This is a genomic window from Burkholderia sp. EMB26 (genome assembly GCF_024730645.1).
In the GTDB taxonomy this organism is placed as follows: Bacteria; Pseudomonadota; Gammaproteobacteria; order Burkholderiales; family Burkholderiaceae; genus Burkholderia; species Burkholderia cenocepacia.
Genome location: NZ_CP078071.1, coordinates 1,543,123 through 1,567,007, shown reverse-complemented (window position 1 = coordinate 1,567,007; position 23,885 = coordinate 1,543,123). Strand labels below are relative to the sequence as shown.

General features: G+C 68.7%; 22 protein-coding genes and 1 pseudogene. 9 read left to right on the top strand and 14 right to left on the bottom strand.

Translation table 11 applies throughout. The annotated features are described in order from the left end of the window. Window positions 1-80: 80 nt before the first annotated feature. Complete coding sequence (locus KU887_RS23825; protein WP_258255613.1) at window positions 81-1,439, bottom strand: DUF3999 domain-containing protein; 1,359 nt, start codon at window positions 1,437-1,439, stop codon at window positions 81-83. Then, window positions 1,436-4,813 carry a DUF2339 domain-containing protein gene (locus KU887_RS23820; protein WP_258255612.1) on the bottom strand — a complete coding sequence of 1,126 codons (3,378 nt, stop codon included), beginning with the start codon at window positions 4,811-4,813 and terminating at the stop codon, window positions 1,436-1,438. The genes KU887_RS23825 and KU887_RS23820 overlap by 4 nt, the downstream gene beginning before the upstream one ends. Window positions 4,814-4,977: 164 nt before the next feature. Between KU887_RS23820 and KU887_RS23815 the strand changes: the two genes are divergently transcribed. The 6 genes and pseudogenes from KU887_RS23815 (at window position 4,978) to KU887_RS23790 (ending at window position 10,553) form a co-directional block, all read left to right on the top strand. Continuing rightward, window positions 4,978-5,331: a hypothetical protein gene (locus KU887_RS23815; protein ID WP_006489122.1), complete on the top strand. Its 354-nt coding sequence runs from the start codon at window positions 4,978-4,980 to the stop codon at window positions 5,329-5,331. Continuing rightward, window positions 5,297-6,588 (top strand): annotated as a pseudogene (locus tag KU887_RS23810) (glycine betaine/L-proline ABC transporter ATP-binding protein); the annotation flags it as partial. The gene KU887_RS23815 and the pseudogene KU887_RS23810, both read left to right, overlap by 35 nt. Beyond that, window positions 6,581-7,477: a choline ABC transporter permease subunit gene (gene choW / locus KU887_RS23805; RefSeq protein WP_006491873.1), complete on the top strand. Its 897-nt coding sequence runs from the start codon at window positions 6,581-6,583 to the stop codon at window positions 7,475-7,477. The pseudogene KU887_RS23810 and the gene choW, both read left to right, overlap by 8 nt. 107 nt (window positions 7,478-7,584) lie before the next feature. Beyond that, window positions 7,585-8,583 carry a GlxA family transcriptional regulator gene (locus KU887_RS23800; protein ID WP_006489109.1) on the top strand — a complete coding sequence of 333 codons (999 nt, stop codon included), beginning with the start codon at window positions 7,585-7,587 and terminating at the stop codon, window positions 8,581-8,583. A 102-nt stretch (window positions 8,584-8,685) separates the two neighbouring features. After that, complete coding sequence (locus KU887_RS23795) at window positions 8,686-9,633, top strand: choline ABC transporter substrate-binding protein (RefSeq protein ID WP_006496815.1); 948 nt, start codon at window positions 8,686-8,688, stop codon at window positions 9,631-9,633. A 197-nt stretch (window positions 9,634-9,830) separates the two neighbouring features. After that, window positions 9,831-10,553, top strand: coding sequence for a trimeric intracellular cation channel family protein (locus tag KU887_RS23790; RefSeq protein WP_006489127.1), 723 nt, complete (start codon window positions 9,831-9,833; stop codon window positions 10,551-10,553). A gap of 9 nt (window positions 10,554-10,562) precedes the next feature. On the opposite strand, the gene KU887_RS23785 is transcribed toward KU887_RS23790, so the two are convergent. Beyond that, on the bottom strand, window positions 10,563-10,988 hold the full coding sequence (locus tag KU887_RS23785; protein ID WP_012493547.1) for a PACE efflux transporter: 426 nt from the start codon (window positions 10,986-10,988) through the stop codon (window positions 10,563-10,565). 137 nt (window positions 10,989-11,125) lie between these two features. Between KU887_RS23785 and KU887_RS23780 the strand changes: the two genes are divergently transcribed. Further along, complete coding sequence (locus KU887_RS23780; protein ID WP_006496818.1) at window positions 11,126-12,070, top strand: LysR substrate-binding domain-containing protein; 945 nt, start codon at window positions 11,126-11,128, stop codon at window positions 12,068-12,070. On the opposite strand, the gene KU887_RS23775 is transcribed toward KU887_RS23780, so the two are convergent. The 3 genes from KU887_RS23775 to KU887_RS23765 form a co-directional block, all read right to left on the bottom strand. After that, window positions 12,057-13,205 (bottom strand): hypothetical protein, encoded by a 1,149-nt coding sequence (locus tag KU887_RS23775; protein WP_058903499.1) that lies wholly within the window; start codon window positions 13,203-13,205, stop codon window positions 12,057-12,059. The two genes, KU887_RS23780 and KU887_RS23775, sit on opposite strands and share 14 nt — an antisense overlap. Window positions 13,206-13,278: 73 nt before the next feature. Next, complete coding sequence (locus KU887_RS23770; protein WP_058903498.1) at window positions 13,279-13,548, bottom strand: MoaD/ThiS family protein; 270 nt, start codon at window positions 13,546-13,548, stop codon at window positions 13,279-13,281. A gap of 101 nt (window positions 13,549-13,649) precedes the next feature. Then, complete coding sequence (locus KU887_RS23765) at window positions 13,650-14,339, bottom strand: aspartyl/asparaginyl beta-hydroxylase domain-containing protein (RefSeq protein ID WP_006489133.1); 690 nt, start codon at window positions 14,337-14,339, stop codon at window positions 13,650-13,652. Between the two features lie 206 nt (window positions 14,340-14,545). Here KU887_RS23765 and KU887_RS23760 point away from each other — a divergent pair, with 206 nt between their 5' ends. After that, the gene (locus KU887_RS23760) at window positions 14,546-14,890 is read left to right on the top strand and encodes a DUF4148 domain-containing protein (RefSeq protein ID WP_006496820.1); all 345 of its coding nucleotides are present in this window, start codon (window positions 14,546-14,548) and stop codon (window positions 14,888-14,890) included. A gap of 71 nt (window positions 14,891-14,961) precedes the next feature. After that, window positions 14,962-15,237: a DUF4148 domain-containing protein gene (locus KU887_RS23755; RefSeq protein WP_058903496.1), complete on the top strand. Its 276-nt coding sequence runs from the start codon at window positions 14,962-14,964 to the stop codon at window positions 15,235-15,237. 252 nt (window positions 15,238-15,489) lie between these two features. Here the strand turns inward: KU887_RS23755 and denD are convergent, their stop codons facing one another. The 8 genes from denD to KU887_RS23715 all read right to left on the bottom strand — a co-directional run bounded on the left by denD (window position 15,490) and on the right by KU887_RS23715 (window position 23,675). Then, window positions 15,490-16,461, bottom strand: coding sequence for a D-erythronate dehydrogenase (denD, locus tag KU887_RS23750; RefSeq protein WP_006496821.1), 972 nt, complete (start codon window positions 16,459-16,461; stop codon window positions 15,490-15,492). Window positions 16,462-16,489: 28 nt separating this feature from the next. Next, a complete protein-coding gene (gene otnI, locus KU887_RS23745) occupies window positions 16,490-17,266 on the bottom strand; it encodes a 2-oxo-tetronate isomerase (protein WP_058903495.1) in 777 nt (258 codons plus the stop codon). Window positions 17,267-17,341: 75 nt separating this feature from the next. Beyond that, window positions 17,342-18,667, bottom strand: coding sequence for an MFS transporter (locus tag KU887_RS23740; protein ID WP_006489121.1), 1,326 nt, complete (start codon window positions 18,665-18,667; stop codon window positions 17,342-17,344). Window positions 18,668-18,789: 122 nt separating this feature from the next. Then, on the bottom strand, window positions 18,790-19,428 hold the full coding sequence (locus tag KU887_RS23735) for an aldolase (RefSeq protein WP_006489112.1): 639 nt from the start codon (window positions 19,426-19,428) through the stop codon (window positions 18,790-18,792). Beyond that, window positions 19,425-20,726, bottom strand: a complete 1,302-nt coding sequence (gene otnK / locus KU887_RS23730; protein ID WP_205672749.1) for a 3-oxo-tetronate kinase — start codon at window positions 20,724-20,726, stop codon at window positions 19,425-19,427. The genes KU887_RS23735 and otnK overlap by 4 nt, the downstream gene beginning before the upstream one ends. Before the next feature lie 19 nt (window positions 20,727-20,745). After that, window positions 20,746-21,636 carry an L-threonate dehydrogenase gene (gene ltnD / locus KU887_RS23725; protein WP_006489132.1) on the bottom strand — a complete coding sequence of 297 codons (891 nt, stop codon included), beginning with the start codon at window positions 21,634-21,636 and terminating at the stop codon, window positions 20,746-20,748. A gap of 69 nt (window positions 21,637-21,705) precedes the next feature. Beyond that, entirely contained in the window at window positions 21,706-22,410 is a 705-nt protein-coding gene (locus KU887_RS23720) for a FadR/GntR family transcriptional regulator (RefSeq protein ID WP_006489135.1), read from the bottom strand. A gap of 191 nt (window positions 22,411-22,601) precedes the next feature. Beyond that, window positions 22,602-23,675 carry a GlxA family transcriptional regulator gene (locus KU887_RS23715; RefSeq protein WP_048989544.1) on the bottom strand — a complete coding sequence of 358 codons (1,074 nt, stop codon included), beginning with the start codon at window positions 23,673-23,675 and terminating at the stop codon, window positions 22,602-22,604. Between the last annotated feature and the right edge of the window lie 210 nt (window positions 23,676-23,885).

The following is a 23,885-nucleotide window of genomic DNA, read 5'->3' as shown; positions in this document are numbered from 1 at the left end:
TGGTCACGCGCCGCGATGGCCGAAGGAACGAACCTGCTCGATGAACGCCGCGTCGAGCGGCACGCAAACGCGTGTCGGCGTCATTCGTCGCGGTCGCGCGTCTCGCCGCCGCCTTTCGCGAGGCGCCATGCGATCGCGCCGAGCACGCCGACCGCAATCACCAGTGCGCCCCACAGCACGTAGCGGCGCCCGGCATCCGCATCGGCGGCTGCCGCCGGCGCGACCGCGGACACTGGCAGCGCCGCGCCGACGCGGGCGGGCCGCACTTCCGGCGCCATGCCGACCAGCAGTGCGTCGCGGCTCACGGCCGACGACACGAGCGACGCATCGCCGACGCCGAGCGTAAACGGCGGCGTGCCGCGCGCGACGAAGGTCAGCGCGGCCGGATGCCAGCCGATCGCGACGGCCGGCTGGCCGCCGCCGAGCCCGCCGTTGCGCATGTCGACGACGATTCGCCACGCGCGATCCGTATTCGCGACGAACTCGAACGGTGGATTGCGCTGCTCGCCGCCCTTGCCCTGCAGCCGGAACAGCACGGCGGACGCGACGTCGCGCCACGGCGACTGCGCATCGGCGCGGCTTTGCAGCGTCGCGCGCGCGACGGTGTTCGGCTGCGGCAGGTCGATGCGCACGCGGTCGACCGGATACGCGCCGTCGGTGTCGAACAGATACTCGCCGGGCGCACCGCCGGCGCGTATCCGCACGGCATCGCGCCACTGGCGCGGCACGGACGCCGTGTCGGTGCCGCGCGCGTCGCGCGGATGCGTCTCGACGTCGATCGACGCGATCGCGGGCGCGCCGTCGAGCCAGTCGAGCCGCAGGTAGCGCGGCGCCGCGCCTTCGAGCGCGATGCGCTCCTGCACCAGCATGTCGTTGCCGCGGCCGACCTTCAGCAACTGCGTGCTGCCGAGCGCTCGCCAACTGCGCAGGTCGTCGCTGGCTTCGACGGACACGCGCCCCTGGTAGCTGTCGTCGTCCACGTGCACGAGCAGTGCATCGATGCTGCCGTCGGCATGCGACAGGTCGACGAGATCCGCGCCGTGCCTGCCGTGCGAAGGCGTCGCGACGGCCGCGCGCAGCGCGCCGTCCGGGCCGACCGTCACGCCGAGCGGCGCATTGCCGTGTTCGGCGTGGACGGGCGGCAGCGGGAACCAGTGCACCGGCGTGCGGGACGGCGGCACGCCGGATGCGGCCGCGGCGGGTGCATCGAGCGAGTACGGCACCGGCTCGCCCGCGCCGTTGAAGACGCGCACGTCGCCGAGGTCGTCGCGCCGGCTCGCCGCATACACGGGCTGCGGCACGGTGAGCTGGTAATACGCGGCGCTGCCGTCGAGGTCGAGCGCGAAGCGCTGCGTGACGCGGCCGGCGTTCGGCGCGCCGTCGGCTGCCGCGAACGACGCGAGCAGGCTCAGCCCGAACAGGGCGGCGAGTCGTTTCATGGCTGGCCGTCCTGTTGCGCGGCGGCCTTCGGCGGCAGCGGCGAGAAATAGCCGATCAACAGCAGCAGCACGCCGATACCGATGAACGACACGATGCGCTCGATGCCGGTGACGTGCGACAGGTCGAACAGGAACAGCTTGATGACCGTGAGCGCGAGCAGCGCGGCGCCGACGAACCACAGCGGTCGCAGCCCGCGGCGCGTGGCCCAGATCGTGATCGCGAGCGCGCAGACCGTCCAGTACACGGACACCGACGCCTGCACGAGCGTCGACTCCGCCATCGCGCCGAATTCGTACGGCACGCCGGCCCAGTGATGCAGCGTGCGCAGCAGGATCGCGTTCAGCCACAGGAACCCGGTCGCGCCGCCCGCACCCAGCAACTCGACGCGATACGCGTCGAACGACCAGCCGAGCCTGCGCGCACGCACGAACCACGACGCGGCGAGCGCATAGACGACCGCGAGCACGAGATCGAGCGGGTTGAACAGCGGCACGCGCGCCCAGCTTCCGCCGTCCTGCGTGAAGTTCGCGTAGAAGGTCCACGCCCACATCACGACGATCAGCGGCAGCGACGCGAACGCACAGAGGCGGGCGATGCCGTCGCGGCGCGTGAGCCACATTCCGGCGAATGCGAACAGGCTCCAGCCGACCATGAACACCTGCTGGATGCCGAACGACGACAGCACGGTGTCGATGTCGTAGCCCAGGTGGAAGCGGTGATGCAGCGTGCGCAGCAGCAGCGCGTTGAACCACAGGAATACGGTCGCGATCGCCATATAGTCGACGACGCGCGGATGCCACGCGAGGCCGAGCGATTTCAGGCGACGCAGCCACGCGACGAACGCGACGAACACGAGACCCTGCGCGACGTCGAGCGGATTGAGCAGCGGCAGCCAGAAGAGCGGAGCGGCGTCGCCGTCGCTCGCCGTGCTGGCGATGCTCCAGAGCCACAGCAGCGCGGCGAGCGGCGCGGCTCCCCACACCTGATACGCACGCGGGAACGCGGCGACCGGCCAGCGCAGGCGCGAGCCGGGGCCCGATACGAGCAGGAGCAGCGCGCCGAAGCCGTACGCCCATGCGCTCCAGCTCCACGCGCCTTCCGGGACGAACGTGCGCAGGCGCCAGAAACCCTCGAGCGAGAACAGTCCGCACAGGGTCCAGAACGTCAGCGTATGCAGCGGCGCGAGAATGCCTGCTGCAACGGCGGACGCCGTGCCGTTCGCGGCGGCGGCGCCGGTCGTGCTGCGCGACTGGCGCCACAGCAGCGCGAGCCCCGCGCCGACGGCGATCGGCCACGCGAACGCGCCCATGCCCGACAGCGGCGCTTCGTGCGCGTCGAACGCGCGCAGCGCGAGCAGCGCCAGCACCGGCGTGAGCGCGAGCGCGGGCCATTCGGCGAGCGGCCATGCGAGCCGGCGGCGCGCGACGTGCGCGAGCCATGCGGTGCCGGCCGCGAACAGCGCGGTCGTATCGACGACGAAGCGGTCGGCATGCAGGTCGACATGGCGGCTCGCATGGACGAGGATCTCGTGCAGCCCGCCGCTGACCCACCACAGCAGCCCCCACGCGGCGGCCGCGACACCGATCTCCGGCATCCATGCGTGCCACGCGCGCGCTTCGCCTCGCCCGTGCAGCCACCAGCCGGTGAACAGGCCGGCGAGCGCGATCAGCAGCATCGCGATATACGGGCTGTTGAGCACCGGCAGCGCGGCCGTGTCGGCCGGGCCCAGCAGGCTCGTGAAGAACGCGCCGGCCGCGGCGACCTGCATCAGCAGCCCGAAGCCGAACGCGAGCAGGCGCTTCTGGCGCACGCCGAGCCACACGACGGCCGCGCCTTCGATGGCCCACGCGGCGCTGGTCGTCGGCCCCGAGAACGCGAGCGGCACCGCGAGCGTCGCGAAGATCACCGCGAGCGCGAGCATCGATTCGAACAGCAGGCCGAGGCGGTCGCGGCGGCGCGCGAGCCATGCGGCGACCGCGACGTAGAACGCCGACAGCGCGACCGCGCTCCACGCGAGCCCGAACGGCATGCCTTTGACGAGCGACGCCTGCAGCGCGGTCGCGACGATCGGCGTGCCGAACACGAGCGTGCCGTCCACGTAGTGTCGCAGCGCGAGTTCGCGTTTCACCGCATACAGCAGCGCGATGCCGACATACATCAGGAAGAACAGGATGAGGAACGGCTCGGTGCTCGCGAACAGCGCGGGACGATAGGCGGTCACGCCCCACGCGGAGCCGATCGTGAACGTGAACACGAAGCCGAGCAGGTTCAGCGGGCGCCACGCCTTGAACCACGCGATCGCGAAGATCCCTGCGTTCAGCAGTGCGTAGTAGCTGAACAGCGCGACATGGTTGCCCTGGCCGGTCGACAGCAGGATCGGCGCGAGGAAGCCGCCCGCGCTGCCCATGAATGCGAGCGGCAGCGCGTCCTGCCGCACCGCGAGGAACGCGCTCAGCGCGCAGACCGCGACCATCAGCGGGAACGCGGCGCCGACGGGCAGCAATGCATACAGCTTGGTCGCGGCGAAGATCGTCAGGTACAGGATGCCGACGCCGCCGCCTTGCAGCACGAGGCCGTACGCGGCGCGACGCGCCCGCACGCGCCAGCCGATCGCGAGCAGCGCGGCCGCGGCGAGCGCCGTGCCCGCGAGGCGGAACTCGATCGGCAGCATGTCGTTGTCGGCCGCGTACTTGAGCAGGAACGCGACACCGAAGAACAGCACGATGATCCCGACGCGCACGACCGTGTTGCCGCCGAGCAGCCAGTCGCGCGCGGCGCCGAATGCGCGTTCGGCGATGCCGGGTTCACGGGGTGCGGGCGGGACAGCGCGGGCCGGTGCGGCCGGGGGGATCGTCGTGGTGTCGACGGGGGCAGGCGCGGATGCGGCCGGGCGCGCGGCGGTTGCCGGCGCGAGCGTCGAGGCGGGCGCCGGTGCCGAGGTGGAGGCCGATGTACCTGCCCGTGCGACAGCAGGTTGCGCGGGTGGTACGGGCGGTGTCGGGGAGTGCGCCGGCAGCGGGGCGGATGTGGCGCTCGCCGAAGCCGTGTGCGCGATGCCGCCGGAAGTCGCCGCGCCGGCCGTCGCGCCCGCGAGTTGCGCACGCAGCGCGTCGAGTTCGCGCGTGAGCGTGTCGACGGTGGCTTCGAGGCGCGCGACGCGATCGGCGAGCGGTAACGGGGGCGGCGGCGTCGCGGAGACCGCGAACGCGTCGGGCGTGGCGCGCGGGTTCTGCTGCTTGCGTTGCCGCAGCGCGTGCCCGACGCAGAATCCGACGGCGGCCCCGAGCAGCGAGCCGCTCCCGGCCGAGAAATCCCCGATCAAGGCAGCGATGCCGCCCACGATGAAACCGATTACGGCGAATGCCCAGTTCAACGCCTTGCTCCCTCTCACTATCGTTATCGTCCTTCGATCGCGGATCGCACCGGATCGAGGCGGTTTCAGCACGGCCGGCAGGCGAACCGGCATGCGCGCGCCGTGCGGCTCGGCCCTCGTGCGAAAGGCCCGCGGCATCGTCGCGATCGGCGTGTTTGCGGGGAATGTATCACAGCGTGCCCGCGCCGAATTCCGGGGGTGACGCGGTATCGCGGCATGCGCCGTTCGGTGTCGCCATCCGGCTTTTTGCACGGTCATGCTTTTTACTGGCGAATGGATGCGCGCTTTCGTCTGAGCAGATCGACGCCGGAACGGACGTCGATTTGTCGCAAAACGACGCGTGCCCGATGCGACCTGACGCAAAACCTCATGTGCCGTTCGCCGCGCTGCTGCGCACAAGTCCGGCGGGTGATGCCCGTCGTTGCTGGCCGGGCGCGTATTGCGCCGCCGCAATCGGCGGCGCGGCCCGCCGGACGGGGCCGGAGGCTGTGTCGTATTTGCGCAAGCGTTTGTCGTAATTCGTCGGCAGGCCGGGGTTTTTTCTGGCAACTATGTAGGCACGCTATGACAAGCGCGAGTCCCCGCTACACGAGGAGAAGGTTTCGATGGATGCCCCCAAGGTTGTGGTCGAAGGTCTGTGCAAGGTGTTTGGAAGCAATCCGCAGCAGGCGCTCGACATGCTCGCCGCCGGCGCGACGAAGGACGATGTGCTCAAGCGCACCGGTCAGGTCGTCGGCGTGCACAACGTCTCCTTCGATGTGCAGGAAGGCGAAATTTTCGTGCTGATGGGCCTGTCCGGCTCCGGCAAGTCCACGCTGATCCGCCTCGTGAACCGGCTGGTCGATCCGAGCGCCGGCAAGGTGCTGATCGACGGGCTCGACGTCGCGTCGGCGCGCCGCTCGGCGCTGACCGCGCTGCGCCGCAAGGACATGAGCATGGTGTTCCAGTCGTTCGCGCTGATGCCGCATCGCACCGTCGTGTCGAATGCCGCGTTCGGGCTCGAAGTCGCGGGCATGGGCAAGAAGGAGCGCGAGCGCCGCGCGATGGAAGTGCTCGAGCAGGTCGGCCTCGCGCCGTTTTCGCACAAGCTGCCGTCCGAGCTGTCGGGCGGCATGCAGCAGCGCGTCGGCCTCGCCCGCGCGCTGGCCGTGAACCCGTCGCTGATGATCATGGACGAGGCGTTTTCCGCACTCGATCCGCTCAAGCGCCGCGAAATGCAGGACGTGCTGCTGCAACTGCAGAAGGAACAGCGTCGCACGATCATGTTCGTGTCGCACGATCTGGAGGAAGCGCTGCGCATCGGCAACCGCATCGCGATCATGGAAGGCGGCCGCCTCGTGCAGGTCGGCACGCCGCAGGACATCATCGCGAACCCGGCCGACGATTACGTGCGCGCGTTCTTCGACGGCATCGACACCAGCCGCTATCTCACGGCCGGCGACCTGATGCAGACGGGCGCCGTGCCGCTCGTGTCGAAGTGCGATGCCGCGAACGTCGCGGCGTCGCTGAACGGCAGCGCCGAATACGCGTTCGTGCTCGATGCCCAGCGCAAGATCCGCGGCTTCGTCACGCGCGACGCGATCGGCCAGGACACGCCGTCCGTGCGGCCGATCGAAAGCATCCGGCGCGATGCGTCGCTCGACCATGTCGTCGCGCGCGTGGTCGCGAGCCCGAATGCACTGCCGGTCGTCGACGACGACGGCTGCTACTGCGGCTCGGTCGATCGCGCGCTCATCCTGAAGGCCATCACGCGTTCGCGAGGCTCCCATGTCTGAAATGATTCCGCTCGGTAGCTGGGTCGACCAGTCCGTTCACTACCTGCTCGACCACGACGCGAAGACGTTCGACGCGATCGGTCAGGCGATCGAAGGGCTCGCCGCATTCGTCGAGCATGGCCTGCAGGCGATCCCGATGTGGCTGATGATGGCGATCTTCATCGGCGTCGGGCTGTGGCGGGTGGGCTGGCGCTTCGCGCTGTTCACCACCGCGTCGCTGCTGCTGATCTTCGCGACCGGCTTCTGGGACCAGACGGTCATCACGCTCGGGCTCACGCTGTCGTCGACGATCATCAGCCTCGTGCTCGGCATTCCGCTCGGCATCTGGGCCGCGAAGAGCAAGTGGGTCGCCGCGATCGTGCGCCCGATCCTCGACCTGATGCAGACGATGCCGGCCTTCGTCTACCTGATTCCGGCCGCGATGCTGTTCGGTCTCGGCCGCGTGCCGGGGATCCTGTCGACGGTGATCTTCGCGATGCCGCCCGCGGTGCGCCTCACGAGCCTCGGCATCCGCCACGTGAACCGCGAGATCGTCGAAGCCGGCCAGGCGTTCGGCTGCACGCCGTGGCAACTGCTGTACAAGGTGCAGTTCCCGAACGCGCTGCCGTCGATCATGCAGGGCGTGAACCAGACGATCATGATGGCGCTGTCGATGGTGATCATCGCGTCGATGGTCGGCGCGGGCGGCCTCGGCAACGACGTGCTAGCGAGTATCCAGCGCCTCGACATCGGTCTCGGCTTCGAAAGCGGTCTGTCGGTCGTGCTGCTCGCGATCATTCTGGACCGCATCACCGAGAGCTTCGGCCGCGCACCGGGCACCGTGAAGGCGCCGCTGTTCTCCGGCCTCAAGCAGCTGTTTCGCGTGAAGGCCGCGCCCGCACAGGCCTGATCTTCGGCGGCCAGGAGCGACCTGGCCGCACACCCTGAATAGATAACGGTTCCCGCGGCTTCGGCCGCGGGGCTGGCCCCCTGCAACCTCCTCGCCAGGAGACCGATGTGACGTCCGCCGTCGCTGTCGCGCCCGCCGCCTGCGTTTCACCGGTTTCGTCCCTCGCCCATTTCGGCTTCCTGACGCTGCCGAACTTCTCGATGATCGCGTTCTCGAGCGCGGTCGAAGTGCTTCGGATGGCGAACTACGTCGGGCGGGCGGAACACTACAAGTGGTCGATCTACTCGCTCGACGGCGCGCCCGTGCATGCCAGTAACGGCATCGCGGTGCGGCCCACGCAGGCGCTCGACTACGACAACCTGCCCGACGTGATGATCGTGTGCGGCGGCATCCGCATCCGCGACGTGGTCGACGAGGGCGCGCGCGATACGCTCGCGGCGCTCGCCGAACGCGGGCTGCCGCTCGGCGGCATCTGCACGGGCGCCTATGCGCTGATGTCGAGCGGGTTGCTCGACGGCTATCGCTGCACCGTGCACTGGGAAAACCTGTCCGCGCTGCATTCCGAATTTCCGCGGGTGGGCTTTGCCGACGAGTTGTTCGTCGTCGATCGCGACCGGCTCACCTGCACCGGCGGCACCGCGCCGCTCGACCTGATGCTGAACCTCGTCGGCATGCGCTTCGGCCAGCAACTGGCCGCGCAGGTATCCGAGCAGTTCATCCTCGAGCGCATCCGCAGTTCGACCGATACGCAGCCGATTCCGGTCGATGCGCGGGTGGGCTTCTCGCGCGCGGAGCTGATCGAGGTCGTGCGGCTGATGGAGGCGAACATCGAGGAGCCGCTGTCGCTCGAGGAACTCGCGCGGCTCGTGCGGCTGTCGCAGCGGCATCTGCAGCGCATGTTCAAGGTGTACCTGAACGTTTCGCCGACCCACTATTACCTGACGCTGCGCCTGAAGCGCGCACGCGACCTGCTGCGCACGACCGATGCATCGATCGCGCGCGTGACGACGGTCTGCGGGTTTCATTCGCCGTGCCATTTCAGCAAGGCATACCGCGCGCAGTTCGGCCATGCGCCGAGCTACGAGCGCCGGCTGCCGGGGCGCTGAACGGGCGGTCATTCGGTCCGCGACGTCGCCGGGATCGCGGCGCGCGGCTTCAATAAACGATCCCGCATTCAAGCAAACGACATCACTTTGAGGAGAAGCAAGATGAAGCGCCTATTGATCGCAGCGGTGTGCGGGATCGGGATGACCGCGCCGATGTCGGCCGTTTATGCGGCCGATCCGCCCGTATGCAAGAACGTGCGCTTCGCCGATGTCGGCTGGTCCGACATCGCGGCGACCACGGGCCTCGCGTCGACGATGCTGCAGGGGCTCGGCTACAACCCGACGAAGACGATCGCGTCGGTGCCGATCACGTTCGCCGGGATCAAGAGCAAGCAGATCGACGTGTTCCTCGGCTACTGGTCGCCGACGATGGACCCGATCATCCAGCCGTTCACGAAGGCCGGTACGATCAAGGTGCTCGCGACGCCCAACCTGACCGGCGCGAAATACACGCTCGCGGTGCCCGACTACGTGTACCAGGGCGGCCTGAAGTCGTTCGCGGACATCCAGAAGTACGCCGACAAGCTCAACGGCAAGATCTACGGGATCGAGCCGGGCAACGACGGCAATGCGCTGATCAAGAAGATGATCGACGGCAACCAGTTCGGCCTCGGCAAGTTCAAGCTGGTCGAGTCGAGCGAGGCCGGGATGCTGGTCGAGGTGAATCGCGCGATCCGCGACAAGCAGTGGATCGTGTTCCTCGGCTGGGAACCGCATCCGATGAACGTGCAGATGAAGATCGACTACCTGACCGGCGGCGACGACGTGTTCGGCCCGAACTACGGCGAGGCGAAGGTGCTGACGGCGACGCCGCCCGACTACTCGCAGCGCTGCCCGAACGTCGCGAAGTTCGTGTCGAACCTGCAGTTCACGACGTCGATCGAGAACCACGTGATGGTGCCGATCATGAACAAGCAGGATCCGAACAAGGCCGCCGCCGAATGGCTGAAGGCGAATCCGCAAGCCCTCGACAAGTGGCTCGCGGGCGTGACGACGCTCGACGGCAAGCCGGGCCTGCCGGCGGTGAAGGCGTACCTCGGCGTGCACTGACGGTGACCTGTCGGGCTTGGCGGTTGCGACCCAAAACCTGACGTGCATGATGAGCCGGCGCAAGCAGGGTGCCCTGCTTGCGCCGGTTTTTTGCTGCCCGCTTCGCACTTGGCCCGACCGCTGGCCGGCGATGCGCTAGACTGCTCGATCCCGATCGAGGAGACGGCAATGACCCGCAGCACGCTCGATACATCCGGATGGCAATCGGCAGCCGCCACGCGACCGAATGGCGCGACCGCTTCGGTCGATGCTGGCTGCAACCGGGCGATCCCGCACCGCGGCCGTTCATTCGCATGAAGCGCATCGAGCAAGTCGTGCTCGCCGCCGATCTCGCGGGCACGGCGGTGTTCGCGATCGAGGGCGCCAATGCGGCGATCGGCGCCGGACTCGACCTGTTCGGGGTGATGGTGCTGTCGCTCGTCGTCGCGCTTGGCGGCGGCGTGATTCGCGACCTGCTGATCGGCGCCCGCCCGCCGAGCGCCGTGAGCGACTGGCGTTATCCGGCGCTCGCGTTCGCCGCCGGGCTGTTCGCGTTCGTGTTTCATGCGCGGGTCGCGTCGTTCCCGCCGTCGCTGCTGACGGCGCTCGATGCGGCCGGCCTCGCGCTGTTCGCGGTCGCGGGCGCGGTGAAGGCGCTGGAATTTCGCGTCCACCCGTTCATCGCCACGCTGATGGGCGCCGTGACCGGCTGCGGGGGCGGCGTGGTGCGCGATCTGCTGCTCGCACGGATACCGGTCGTGCTGGTCACCGACATCTACGCGAGCGCGGCGCTGCTCGGTGCGGTCGTCGTCGTGTCGTGCCGGCGACTCGGTTGCCCGCCCGTCGTCGCGGCCGTGCTGGGCGGCGTCGCGTGCTTTGCGCTGCGAATGGCGGCGGTGCGCTTCGGCTGGCAGTTGCCGAAAATTGCCGCGGGGGCGTAAGCGCCCGACTCACGATCCCTTCGTCGCCGCCGGCACGTCGAACACGCGATCGAACGCCCACTGGAACACGAACGCGTAGCAGAAGAAGAACGCGAACAGCCCGATGTCGACGACGAACGCGTCGAACCACGAGATGTCGAGCCACCCCGACACGACCGGCACGAGGATGAAGATCAGTCCGCCCTCGAATCCGGTGGCGTGCAGGATGCGCCGCCCGAGCGTACGCGCCGGCTGTCGGCGCGACGCTTCCCAGCGCTCGAACAGTGCGTTGAAGATCAGGTTCCACAGCATCGCGATCGCCGACATCGTCGCCGACAGCGCACCCGAGTAGACGAGGTCCTGCTTGAAGATCGCCGCGATCACGGGCGAGATGCAGGAAATGGCGATCGCTTCGTAGAGCACCGCCTGCGTGATCCTGCGCGGTAGGCCTTGCACGGGTTCCTCCGGTTCGACGGCGGCGTCATGCCGCAACGTCCCGCAAGGCTAGCCGCGTTGCGCACCCGCTTCAATTCACCTAATCTCACCCGGATTGAATCCAATTCAACCCGGCCGCATCCGGCCCGCGAGGCTCCGTGTTCTCGAAAATTCCCCTGACCGCATTACGTGTATTCGAAGCGTCGGCACGGCTCGGCACGTTCAAGGCTGCCGCGGACGAGTTGTCCGTGACGCCGGCGGCCGTGTCGCACCAGATCAAGGCGCTCGAGAGCCGCGTCGGCGTGCTGCTGTTCGAGCGCGGCGCGGGCGGCGTGCGGCTGACCGAAGAAGGCGAGCGGCTGTTTCGCGCGAGTCACGATGCGTTGCTGGCGTTGAGTCGCGGGCTCGACGCGGTGCGTCCGGAGGCGGCCGACGAGCGCACGCTCGTGCTGACCACGACGCCGGCCTTTGCGGCGATGTGGCTGATTCCGCGTCTCGGTGCGTTTCGCCGCGTCGATCCGCATCTGCACATCAAGGTCGAAACCGGAAACGCGCTCGTCGATCTCGAACGCGATGCACGGATCGATCTCGCGATTCGCGCGACGTCGCGCCAGTTTCCCGCGCTGCACGAGATTGCGTTGATCGACGAGTACTTCGGCGCGTATGCGGCCGCCGGGTTCGATGCGCATCGCACGGACGCGCCGCTCGATCTGATCGAGACCGTGTGGGACACGCCGCTGCCCGTGTCGGTCGACTGGGCGTCGTGGTGCCGTGCGGCGGGCCGGGAAGCGTGGCTCGAACGCGCGGTGTTTCGCCATTACGACGACGAGCATTACGCGTTGCAGGCCGTGCTGCACGGGCAGGGTGTCGCGCTGCTCAGCTCCGTGCTGGCCGCCGAGCATGTCGAGCGCGGCGCATTGATGCCGATCGATCCCGCGGTGCGGCTCGACGGCGCGCGCTTCGTCGCGCTGTGCCGGCCGGGGCGGGAGCGCGAGCCGCAGGTCAGGCGGTTTCTCGACTGGCTCGAAGCGGAAATCGCCCGGACCCGCGACGCGGTGGCGCGGATCGCGCCCGATGAGCGCCGCGCCGCTACCCGAAGCTGACGCAATAGACCGGCGGCAAGTGCGCCGATATCTGTTGCCAGTGCTCGCCGCCATCGGCGGACGTCCATAATCCGCCCGTCGTCGACGCCATCGCGAGGCGTCTGCCGGAATCGTCCACCGCGAGCCCGTGCCGGTACACGAGGTCGTACGCCGGCGCGGCCGGCAACCCGTTCGACAGACTCTCGAAACTGCGGCCGCCGTCGCGCGTGCGCGTGACGACGAACCGGCCGTTCACCGGGATCCGGCACGCGTCCTTCACGGCCGGCACGAACCACGCGGTATCCGGTTCGTGCGGATGCACGGCCACCGCGAAACCGAAGCTCGACGGCTCTGCCTCGATGCGCCGCCAGTGTTCCCCGCCGTCGGTCGAGCGGAAGATCGCGCAGTGATGCTGGGTCCACAGCACGTCCGGGTTGGCCGCGCACTGCACGACGCGGTGCGGATCCTGCATGTTCGGCTCGCCGCGCCGCTCGGGCGGCATGTAGTCGGCTTCCATGCCTTCCGCCGTGACGCGCCAGGTCGCGCCGCCGTCGACGGTCTGCCAGACGCCGCCGCACGAGACGCCGACGGTGACGTGCCGGCTGTCGCGCGGATCGACCATCACCGAATGGATGCCCGGCGCGTCGTACCCGCCGCCGCCCCATTCGGCGCGTTCGGGGCGATCCCACAGCGCGCGGTTGAGGACCCACGAGTCGCCGTGGTCGTCGGAGCGGAACAGGCCGCCAGGAATCGTGCCGGCCCACAGCACGCCGGGTTCGTCCGCGCCGCCGGCTTCGAGCGACCAGATTTGCTGCAGCGTCCACGGCGGTTGCGGCGATCCGGCAGGCTCGTCGTCGGTGTCGCCGCTGTCTGCGCGCGTGTCGGCACGGGCAGGCGACACATCGGCTGGCTGCGGCGGATAAACCGGAACTGCGCATTCCTCCCAGTCGGTGGCGCCTGCGCGCAGCCGATGCAGCTTCACGCCGAAATGACCGAGATTGAGCGCCGCGTACAGCGTGCCGTCGCGCGGATCGGCGAGCGCCATGCTGACGGGCTCGCCGATGAAATGCGGTTCGCCGGGCGTCCAGCCGCCGTTGCCGTCCGGTTGCAGGACGAACAGGCCCTTGCGGGTGGCGACGAGCAGTCGATCGTTCATGTGCGATGTCTCCGGATGGTTCGCCTTGGTACGGCGGCACTTGGTATGGGGATGCGCCCGTGCATCGGTCCCTTTATCCGCCGGTCAGCGCCTGCACGACATACACGCGGCTGGTGGTCCCGAGCGTATCGGACAGGCGCTGCCGGTCGCGGATCGGCTGGCCGTCGATGAACACCGACAGGTGCTTTCGCAGCGCGCCCTGGTCGTCGACGATGTAGCCGCGCAACCGTGGCTGCTCGCTGAAAATGGTGTCGAATGCTTCGCCGACCGTGTGCGCGTCGATGTCGCGCTCGGGCGTTTCGACATGCCGCTGGATCGACGCGGCGAAGAAGAGGTGCGCCATGGCGGTAGCTGGCAGGAGCCGCACGAAGGGACGGCTTGTAGTGTAGGCGATCCGGCGCGCGCCGAAAGGTGCATTGAAGGCGCCGTGCAGGGTGGCGGCGGCTACACCGGAATCGACCGCCCCCGGATCCGGATCCCCAGCCGCACGACGCCGATCACCGCATTCGACAGCCAAGTGAGCCAGCGCGGCATCCCGCGACGGCGGATATCGAGCAGCAGCACGATCCGCACCGCGTCGCTGTCGTTCCACACCTCGTGCGTGAACGTGTCGTCCCACAGCAGGAAGCGGCCTTCGTCGAGCCGGTATTCGTGCCCGTCGACCTTCAGCACGGCGGCTGGCGTACCGTCCGCGCGCGTCGGCATCGACAGCACGAGATACCCGCGCAGGATGCCGCGAAACGGCCCGCGATGCGGCGGGATGTGCTTGCCGGGCGCGAGGAACGACAGCGACGCGGACAGCACGTCCGGCGACGCCGCGACGAGCGACGCGACGGTCGGGCAGCGCGACAGGTTGCGCGGAAACGGCTGCCCGTACGCCTGCATGATGAACATGCGCCAGTCGCGTGCGTCGTTGGCCGAGATGTCGTACTGCTCGCGCATGATTTCGTGAAAGCGCGGAATGCGCGGCATGTCGCGTGCTACCGCCAGCGCCTCCGCGCGGATCGCGGGCCACGCGCGCACGAAACGCTCGGCATCCGGGAATGCGGCCGCGTCGAGCACCGCACCGCTGTCGATATGGCGGTCGTACAGCGTGCGCAGCAGGGCGGCTGCATGGTCGTAGGCGGCGGACATGGGCGATCGATGGGCGGTCCGGATGAAGTGCTGGTCAGTCTGCCCGAAGCGCGACGGGCATTGCGTTACGTCAGGTTACGCCGGCTGACGAATGAATGACAGTTGAATGTCCGGCCGGCGCGCATGGCAAGCCGGGAATAAACACGACCCCTCCGTCGTCATACGGGTGTAGCACGTCGTCTCGTTGATCGATGAAGGAGTGGAACATGAATACGCACTGGCTGGTGGCCGCCACGGTGGCGGCAATGTCTCTCGCAGGTGTCGCGACGCAAGCGTCGGCACAGGCGCTCACGCGCGAGCAGGTCCGGCAGGAACTGATCGATGCCGAAAACAACGGGTTGCGCTTCGTGACCGATACGTCGTATCCGGACGTGAGCCCGCTGTTTCAGCATCAAGCCGAGCGGATGCCGCAGCGGCAGGCCAGCACGGCGGTCGGCAGCGATCCGGCCTTGTCGTCCGAAGCGGGCAAGCCGGCGGCGATGTCGCCGCGTCCGGGCACCGCCGCATGCGTCGGCCCCGCGAGCTTCTGCACGATCTATTTCGGCAGCTGATCCACCCGCCTGCATGCGCAGCTCACGCCTGTCCCATGGTTGATCGGTACATCACGTTGAAGGAGTTCATGATGAAAATATATGTCGCACTACTGATGATGATCGGTGCGCTCGCCGGTCAGTCGGCGTTCGCGCAAGCGGCCGCCCCGCTGACGCGTGCGCAGGTCCGCGACGAACTGATGCGTCTCGAAGCGGCCGGGTACGACCCGGCGAAGGGCGACGACGGCGAGTATCCGGCCGACATCCAGGCTGCGGAAGCGAAGCTCGCCGAGCAGGATCGGGCGCGCATGGCGGCGTCGGCGACGCCGGCGGCCGAACCCGGCATGCCGGCGCAGGTCGGCAACTAGGGGCCGACATGTCCCCGTGTGGCGAGAGACCGCCGGCATCGCGACAGAGCGAGGCGCGCGCGCTGCGGGTCGCGCGGATACGAATCGTGTGGAGCGGGGGGGCGGTGTCGTCCCGGCGCCGATGCGTGCTTCATGCCGGCGCTCGCGCTCGACGCGAAGCGTCCGGGTAGGCCGGCACGCGGGCGGGACGCGACGCGCGTCGTGGCGCGTCGGAAAGTCCGGCCGGGCCGCGTCGAGGCGGCCCGGCGCAAATCAGCGCCGTTCGTCCGCGATATGGCTGCGGATCACGTCCGCGAACGACGTGTCGCCCTTCAGCCCGAGCGCTTCCGCGCGCGACGTATCCCAGCGGCCCGGCCAGCTGCCGACGATCTTCTCGACGCGTTCGTCGGGCGCATGACGGATCAGCTTGACGACCTCGTCGCCCGCGACGTCGCGCAGCGCCGCGATCATCTCGTCGACCGACACCGACAGCCCCGGCAGGTTGATCACGCGCTTGTTGCCGAGCTTCGCGCTGTCGAGTTCACAGCCGGCGACGAGCGCTTCGATCGCGCCGCGCGGCGACAGCAGCCACAGCCGCGTCGAGCCGGGCACCGGGCACACGCTTTCCTCGCCGTTCAGCGGCTCGCGGATGATGCCGCTCGCGAACGACGACGCGGCCGCGTTCGGGCGGCCGGGCCGCACGCTGATGGTCGGCAGCCGCAGCACGCGGCCGTCGACGAAGCCGCGCCGCGCGTAATCGCACAGCAGCAGTTCGGCGATCGCCTTCTCGGCGCCGTACGACGATTGCGGGTTCAGCGCGGTGTCGTCCTGCACGACGTCGGGCAGCGCGCCGCCGTACACCGCGACGGAGCTCGTGAACACGACACGCGGCTGGTGGCCGCGCGCGCGGCACACTTCGAGCAGCGTGCGCGATGCGTCGAGATTGATCCGCATGCCGAGATCGAAATCGGCTTCGGCTTGCCCGCTGACGATCGCCGCGAGGTGGAAGATCGCACCCGTCTGCGTGTCGATCGCGCTGTCGAGCACCGCGCGATCGGCGATGTCGCCGACGATCGACGTCACGCGCGCATCGCCGAAATCGCTGCCCTTGACGACGTCGAGCAGCACCAGCTCGTCGATCTTCTCGCTGCGACCGTCCGGGCCGGTCAATTCGCCGCGCTCGAGCAGCTTGCGCGCAAGACGCTGGCCGAGAAAGCCGGCGCCGCCGGTGATCAGTACTTTCATGTTGGTTGCCCTCTGAGGAATGCTTGAATTACAGGTACGGCTTGAGCCAGCCGAGGCCTTCCGACGTGCCGGCCTTCGGCCGATACTCGCAGCCGATCCAGCCGTCGTAGCCGAGTGCGTCGATCAGCGCGAACAGGTACGGGTAGTTGAGTTCGCCGACATCCGGCTCGTGGCGTTCAGGCACGCCCGCGATCTGGATATGGCCGATGCCCGCGAAATCGCGCTTGAGCTTCATCGCGAGATCGCCTTCGACGATCTGGCAGTGGTAGCAGTCGAACTGCACCTTCAGGTTCGGTGCACCGATTTCCGTGCGGATCGCCTGCGCGTCGTCCTGGCGGCTCAGGAAATAGCCGGGCATGTCGCGCTGGTTGATCGGCTCGATCAGGATCGTGATGCCGTGCGCGGCCGCCGCCTGCGCCGCATGACGCAGGTTCGCCAGGTAGGTGTCGCGATGGCGCGCGCGGTCGGCGCTCGGCGCGACCATGCCGGCCATCACGTGCAGCTTCCTGTTGCCGATCACGCGCGCATAGTCGAGCGCCTGGTCGATGCCGCGGCGGAATTCGTCCTCGCGGCCCGGCAGCGAGGCAATGCCGCGTTCGCCCGCGGCCCAGTCGCCCGGCGGCGCGTTGAACAGCGCCTGTTCGAGGCCGTGCGCGTCGAGGCGCGCGCGGATGTCCTCGGCCGCGAAGTCGTACGGGAACAGGTACTCGACGGCCTTGAAACCGTCATGGGCGGCAGCGGCGAAGCGTTCGAGGAACGCATGCTCGGTATACATCATCGAGAGGTTGGCGGCGAAGCGGGGCATGGCAGCGGGTCCTGTGAATGAAGGGAGCGGGGCGCTATGCGCCCCGCGTCGAATGATGAATCGGCCGGCGGCGGATCAGCGGTTCACGAGCTTGGGCGGCGTGAGCCATACCGCGATCGCGCCGAGCACGAGCATCGCCGCGAGCACGTACATGCCGGACGACGTGCTGTGCGTGACGTCCTTCAGGTAGCCGATCACGTACGGGCTCGCGAAACCGGCGAGGTTGCCGACCGAGTTGATGATCGCGATCCCGGCCGCGGCCGCGGAGCCGGCGAGGAACGCGGTCGGCAGCGACCAGAACAGCGGCGCGCAGGTCAGCACGCCGCCTGCCGCGAGCGACAGGAACACGATCGACACCGCCGTATTGTGCGAGTACGACGCGGCGACCGCAAACCCGATCGCGCCCATCAGCGCCGGCACGATCAGGTGCCAGCGGCGTTCGCGGCGCTTGTCCGCGCTGTGGCCGAACAGGTTCATCACGACGATCGCGACGACGAACGGAATCGCCGACAGCAGGCCGATCTGCAGCGTATCGGTGATGCCGGTCGATTTCACGAGCGTCGGCATCCAGAACGTGAGCCCGTACTGGCCGGTGACGAACGCGAAGTAGATCAGCGACATCCACCACATGCGCGGGTCCGAGAACACGGCCTTCAGCGAATGGCCGTGCTTCTGCTGTTCCTGCGGCTGCGCGGCGATTTCGTCTTCGAGCAACTGCTTCTCGCGCTCGTCGAGCCATTTCGCGCTGCGAATGCTGTTGTCGAGATACAGGATCGTCGCGATGCCGACGAGCACGGCCGGCACGGCTTCGATCATGAACATCCATTGCCAGCCGTGGAAGCCCGAGCCGCCGTGGAAGCGCTCCATGATCCAGCCCGACAGCGGGTTGCCGAAGATGCCCGACACCGGAATCGCGGACATGAACACCGCGATGATCTTCGCGCGGCGGTGTGACGGGAACCAGTACGTGAGGTACAGGATCACGCCCGGGTAGAAGCCGGCTTCCGCGAGGCCGAGCAGGAAGCGCAGCACGTAGAACTGCGTGGGCGTCTTCACGAACGCGAACAGCGCGGACAGCAGCCCCCACGTGATCATGATCCGCGCGATCCAGATGCGCGCGCCGATGCGGTGCATCAGCATGTTGCTCGGCAGTTCGAACAGGAAGTAGCCGAGGAAGAAAATCCCGGCGCCGAGCCCGAACACGGTTTCGCTGAATGCGAGATCCTGCGACATCTGCAGCTTGGCGAAGCCGACGTTCACGCGGTCGAGATACGCGACCACGTAGCAGAGCATCAGGAACGGCACGATGCGCCAGAACACTTTCTTGTAGGTGCGGTCGAGTTCGCCCGATTGGGCGGCCGCGGCGGGCGAGCGGCTTGCGGCCGCGTCGAGAGCAGTCATCGTCGTCTCCTGGACTATCGTGTACCGGCGGCGCGTACGCCGCCGGATCGTGTGTGTGCTGACGGAAGGGCCCGCGCACACGGCGGGCATGGGAAGCGGTGCGTGACCAGGACGGCGACGCGTTACCAGCGCGCGCCGAAGGTCTGGCGCAGTTCGTCGAGCGCGGCGTCGGACAGCGGTTCCGGCTTCGGCTGCGTCATCAGCCACAGCCGCGCGGTTTCCTCGAGCTCCTCGAGCGCATACGACGCGTGCGATACCGACGGCCCCCACATCACGGGGCCGAGGCGATCGAGCAGCACGCCGCGCACCTGGTCGGCCAGCGCCGCGACTTCGGCCGCGACGGCCGGGTCGCCGGGGCGGCGGTAACGGATCAGCGGAATGTGGCCGACCTTCATCACGTAGTACGGCGTGATCGGCGGCAGCACGTCGGTGTCGCGCCACACGCCCGCGAGCGTCAATGCGACGAGGTGCGTCGAATGCGTGTGGACGACGCCGTTTGCTGCGGCGTTGCGCGCATAGATGCCGCGATGCAGCGCGAGCGTCTTCGACGGCTTGCCGCCCGAGACGGGCTGCCCGTCGGCGCCGACTTTCGCGATGTCGTTCGGGTCGAGCCGGCCGAGGCAGGCGTCGGTTGGCGTGATCAGCCAGCCGTCATGCAGGCGCGCGCTGATGTTGCCGGCGCTGCCGACCGCATGGCCGCGCGCGTACAGGCTCGCGCCGACCACGCAGATCTCTTCGCGCAGTTTGGCTTCGTCGCTCATCGTGCGGCTCCGTCCAGCGCGCGCAGCGCCTTGTCGAAAAAGTCGGTCGTGCCGAAGTTGCCGGATTTCAGCGCGAGGCCAAGCGGCTGCGCGTCGACGGTGGCCGTGGCCGGCACGCCCGGATCGATCTGCGCGCCGATCTGCAGCGACTTCACGTCGAGCGCCTGCACGACCGCGCCGGACGTTTCGCCGCCCGCGACGACGAACTTGCGCACGCCGAGTTCGCGCAGCCCGCGGGCGATCGCCGCGAGCGTGCTTTCGACGAGATGGCCGGCCGCGTCGACGCCGAGCGCCTGCTGCACGGCTTTCACCTCGTCGGGCGTGGCCGTTGCGTAGATCAGCACGGGCTGCGGCAGGTGCGCGCGCGCAAACGCGAGCGCCTGCTCGACGACGGGCTCGCCGCGCGAGGCCGCGAGCGGATCGATGCGGAAGCTCGGCCGCGTCGCACGCCACGCGGCGACCTGTGCGTTGGTGGCTTTCGACGCGCTGCCGGCGAGCACCGCCGACAGGCCGTCGATGCGCGGCAGCGACGCCGCGTTGTCGCGCTCGGGCAGTTGCTCCGCGCGGCGGAAATTCGCGGGCAGGCCGAGCGCGATGCCCGAGCCGCCGGTGACGAGCGGCAGGCCTGCGCACGCTTCGCCGAGTACGTAGAGATCGCGGTCCGACAGCGCGTCGGCGATCGCGAAACGGACGCCTTCCGCGCGCAGCTGGTCGATCCGCGCGCGCACGGCGGCCGCGCCGAGCGCGATCGTGTCGTAGCGGATCAGGCCGACCGGCGACTGCGTCTGCCGTTGCAGCACGCGCACGAGGTTCGCGTCCTTCATCGGCGTGAGCGGATGATTCTCCATCCCCGATTCGTTCAGCAGCACGTCGCCGACGAACAGGTGGCCGCGATAGATCGTGCGGCCGTTCTCGGGGAATGCCGGGCACGCGACCGTGAAGTCGCCGCCGGCCGCGTCGAGCAGCGCGTCGGCCACCGGCCCGATGTTGCCCGCGTCGGTCGAATCGAACGTCGAGCAGTACTTGAAGAAGAACTGGCGGCACCCTTGCGCGCGCAACCATTCGTACGCGGCGAGCGATTGCGCGACGGCGTCGGCGGCGGGAATCGTGCGCGACTTCAGCGCGACGACGATCGCGTCGGCGTCGACGATCGTGTCGGCAGCGGCGCCGTCGGCGGGCACGCCGATCGTCTGCACGGTGCGCATGCCGCTCTTGACGAGCATGTTCGCGAGATCGGTCGCGCCGGTGAAATCGTCGGCGATGCAGCCGAGCAGGGGACGGGAAGCGGAAGCGGTCATGGCAAAAGCGTCGTTCGAATCAGCGGGCGGGCGGCAGCGTGATGCCGGGGAAAGTCTTGATCACGGCGGAATCGTCCTCGCCGCCGTGGCCGGCGCTCGACGCGCTCATGAACATCTGGTGCGCGGTGGCCGACAGCGGCAGCGGGAATTTGCTGCGGCGCGCGGTATCGAGCACGAGGCCGAGATCCTTCACGAAGATGTCGACGGCCGACAGCGGCGTGTAGTCGCCGTTCAGGATGTGCGGCACACGGTTCTCGAACATCCACGAATTGCCGGCGCTGTGCGTGATCACGTCGTACAGCGCGTCGGCATCGACACCTTCGCGCAGGCCCAGCGCCATCGCCTCGGCGGCCGCCGCGATATGCACGCCGGCCAGCAACTGGTTGATGATCTTCACTTTCGAGCCGATGCCGTGCGCGTCGCCCAGGCGGTACACCTTGCCGGCGATCGCGGCGAGCACGTCCTCGCAGCCGGCATACGCGGCGGCCGGGCCCGACGTCATCATCGTCATCTCGCCGGAGGCCGCGCGCGCCGCGCCGCCCGACACGGGCGCGTCGAGCATCTGCAGGCCCGCAGCCTCGATGCGTGCGCCGAGCGCGACCGCGAATTCGGGTGCGACGGTCGCGCTCGCGATCACGACGCCGCCCGGCTTCATCGCCGCGACCGCGCCGTGTTCGCCGAACAGCACCGTTTCCGTTTGCGCGGCATTGACGACGAGCGTGACGACGACGTCGCATTGCGCGCCGAGTTCGGCCGGCGTCGCGCACGCGATGCCGCCTTCGGCGGCGAACGCCTGCAGCACGGTGTCGCGCACGTCGCATGCGTGCACGCGCAGCCCGGCGCGCAGCAGCGAGCGTGCGACGCCGAGGCCCATCGCGCCGAGGCCGATGACTCCAACATTTCGTGACATGGTCAACCTTGATCGATTCGGGGAGGTTCGTGACGGCGGCGCTGCCGGGAACGGCCGCGCCGCCGGCTTTCAGCAGATGCCGGCTTCCGCGAGACGGCGGGCGGCGTTGTACATGTGCGTGCGCGCCGCGTTGCGGGCGGCCATCGGGTCGCGCGCGCGGATCGCGTCGGCGATCGCCGCGTGTTCGTCGCGCACCTGGCGCGAGAAGTCCTCGCGCGTCGCTTCGTTGCGCCGCGTGACCTTCACGCCGGCTTCGAGGTACTGGTTCAGGAACTGCAGCGTCTTCAGGAAATACGGGTTGCCGGTGACGGCCGCGATCGTGCGGTGGAACGCGACGTCTTCCGCGACGCCGTCGCGCCCTTCGGCCACCGCTTCGTCGATCTTGCGCAGCGCGTCGTCGATGTCGGCCATGTCGTCGGCGGTGTGGTGCAGCGCGGCTTCGGCCGCGACTTCAGCCTCGATCGCGCGGCGTACCGCGAGCAGATGCGGCAGCGAGCTCGCCTCGACGGCTTCCGCGTAGTCGATCCGCAGCGGCCGGATCGCGCCGTGCTGGTTTACGAACACGCCGCTGCCCTGGCGCGGCTCGACCACGCCTTCGTTCTTCAGCCGCGAGATCGCCTCGCGGATCACGGTGCGGCTCACGCCGAATTCCTGCGCGAGCACGGCCTCGGTCGGCAGCTTGCCGGTGGCCGAGAAGCTGCCCACTTCGATCTGCTTGAGCAGTTGCTGCGCGACATGGTCGCTCATCGCCCGGGCGGGAATTTTCTCGAACATGATGCTCAGGTTTGTAAGGTGATGTGGTCATCATACAAATTTGAGCGGGCATCAGCATCCGGGATAACCCTCGTTTTACGGCGGCGAACGTCGGCCAAGTTGACTGGAACCGGTTCCAAAAGCGGCGAAACCGATGTGAACGTGTGTCGATCCGCAATCGACGGGGGAGGCGGATGCGCGCCCGGGGGCGTTCAGTCGGCGATGTCCTCGACCGGATCGGCCGACCCGTCGGGCGTCGCGGCGACTTCAGCCACGTCGCCGCCGCGCTCGCGATACGTCGCCGGCGGCACGCCGAACTGCTTGCGGAATTCGCGCCCGAGGTGCGACGCATCGGCGAATCCGCAGCTCGACGCGATATCGGCGACCGTGCGGTCCGAACTCGTCAGCAGCCACGCGGCGGTACGCAGCCGCACCTGTTTCGCGAAGGCCTGCGGACTCTTGCCGGTCTCCGCCTTGAACAGCCGTTCGAGCTGCCGCGTCGACAGGTCGAGCTTGCACGCGAGTTCCTCGAGCGGCAGCGCCCGCCCGACGTGCTGTTCCATCAGAAGAATCGCGCGCTTGACCTTCGGATGCGTCGCCGGTTCGAGGCCCGGCGGATGCGGCTGCGGCGCATTGCCTTTCTGCATCTCGCCGACCAGCAGGATGCGCAGCGCCTTCTGCACGGTCGCGTGATCGAAATGGCGCAGCAGGATCGCGGCGGCGACGTCGATCGACGCGCGGCCGCCCGAGCACGTGATCCGGCGCCGGTCGATCACGAACAGCCGGTCGGCGATCAGCAGGTCGGGGTCGGCGGACGGAAAGCGCTCGATGAAATCCCAGTAATGGAACCAGCTCACGCAGGTGCGGCAGCCGTCGAGCACGCCGGCGCGCATCAACGTGAACACGCCGGTGCAGATGCCGACGACCGTCGCGCCGTCCGCCGCCGCGCGGCGGACGAAATCGAGCGTTTCAGGGCCGGCCTGCGGCCCCGAATGCAGCAGCCCGCCGACCACCACCACATAGTCGAACGGCTCGGCCGCGTCGAACGTCTCCCACGGCGTGATCTGGATCCCGCAACTCGCGCGCACCGGCGCGAGCGTCTCGCCGATCACGCTCCACGCGCAGCGCACCGGCTTGCTGTAGTCGCCGTCGTCGGCCGACAGCCGCAGCATGTCGACGAAGCCGGAGAAGGCCGTCAGCGTGAAGTTCGGCAGCAGCACGATGCCGAAGCGGATGCGCCGCGGCGCGGGTTCTGCGAGGGGGGAAGCGGGTACGTCGGGGGTCATCGCGGCCAATCTCGTCACGCCGGGCAGGCGGTCTCACTCGTTTCACTCGGTTTGCGGGTTACGGCTGCCGGGGCGGCGCGGATGCAGCCAGCGTCGCCGATCGGCCGCGGCCGGACTTGTGGTTTTTCGTCGCGAACCATCGCCAAAACGCACTTTCGGGCCGGCCGGGGCGGCGCTTGGCGGCGCTATCCCACGCCGATGCCGTTTTTG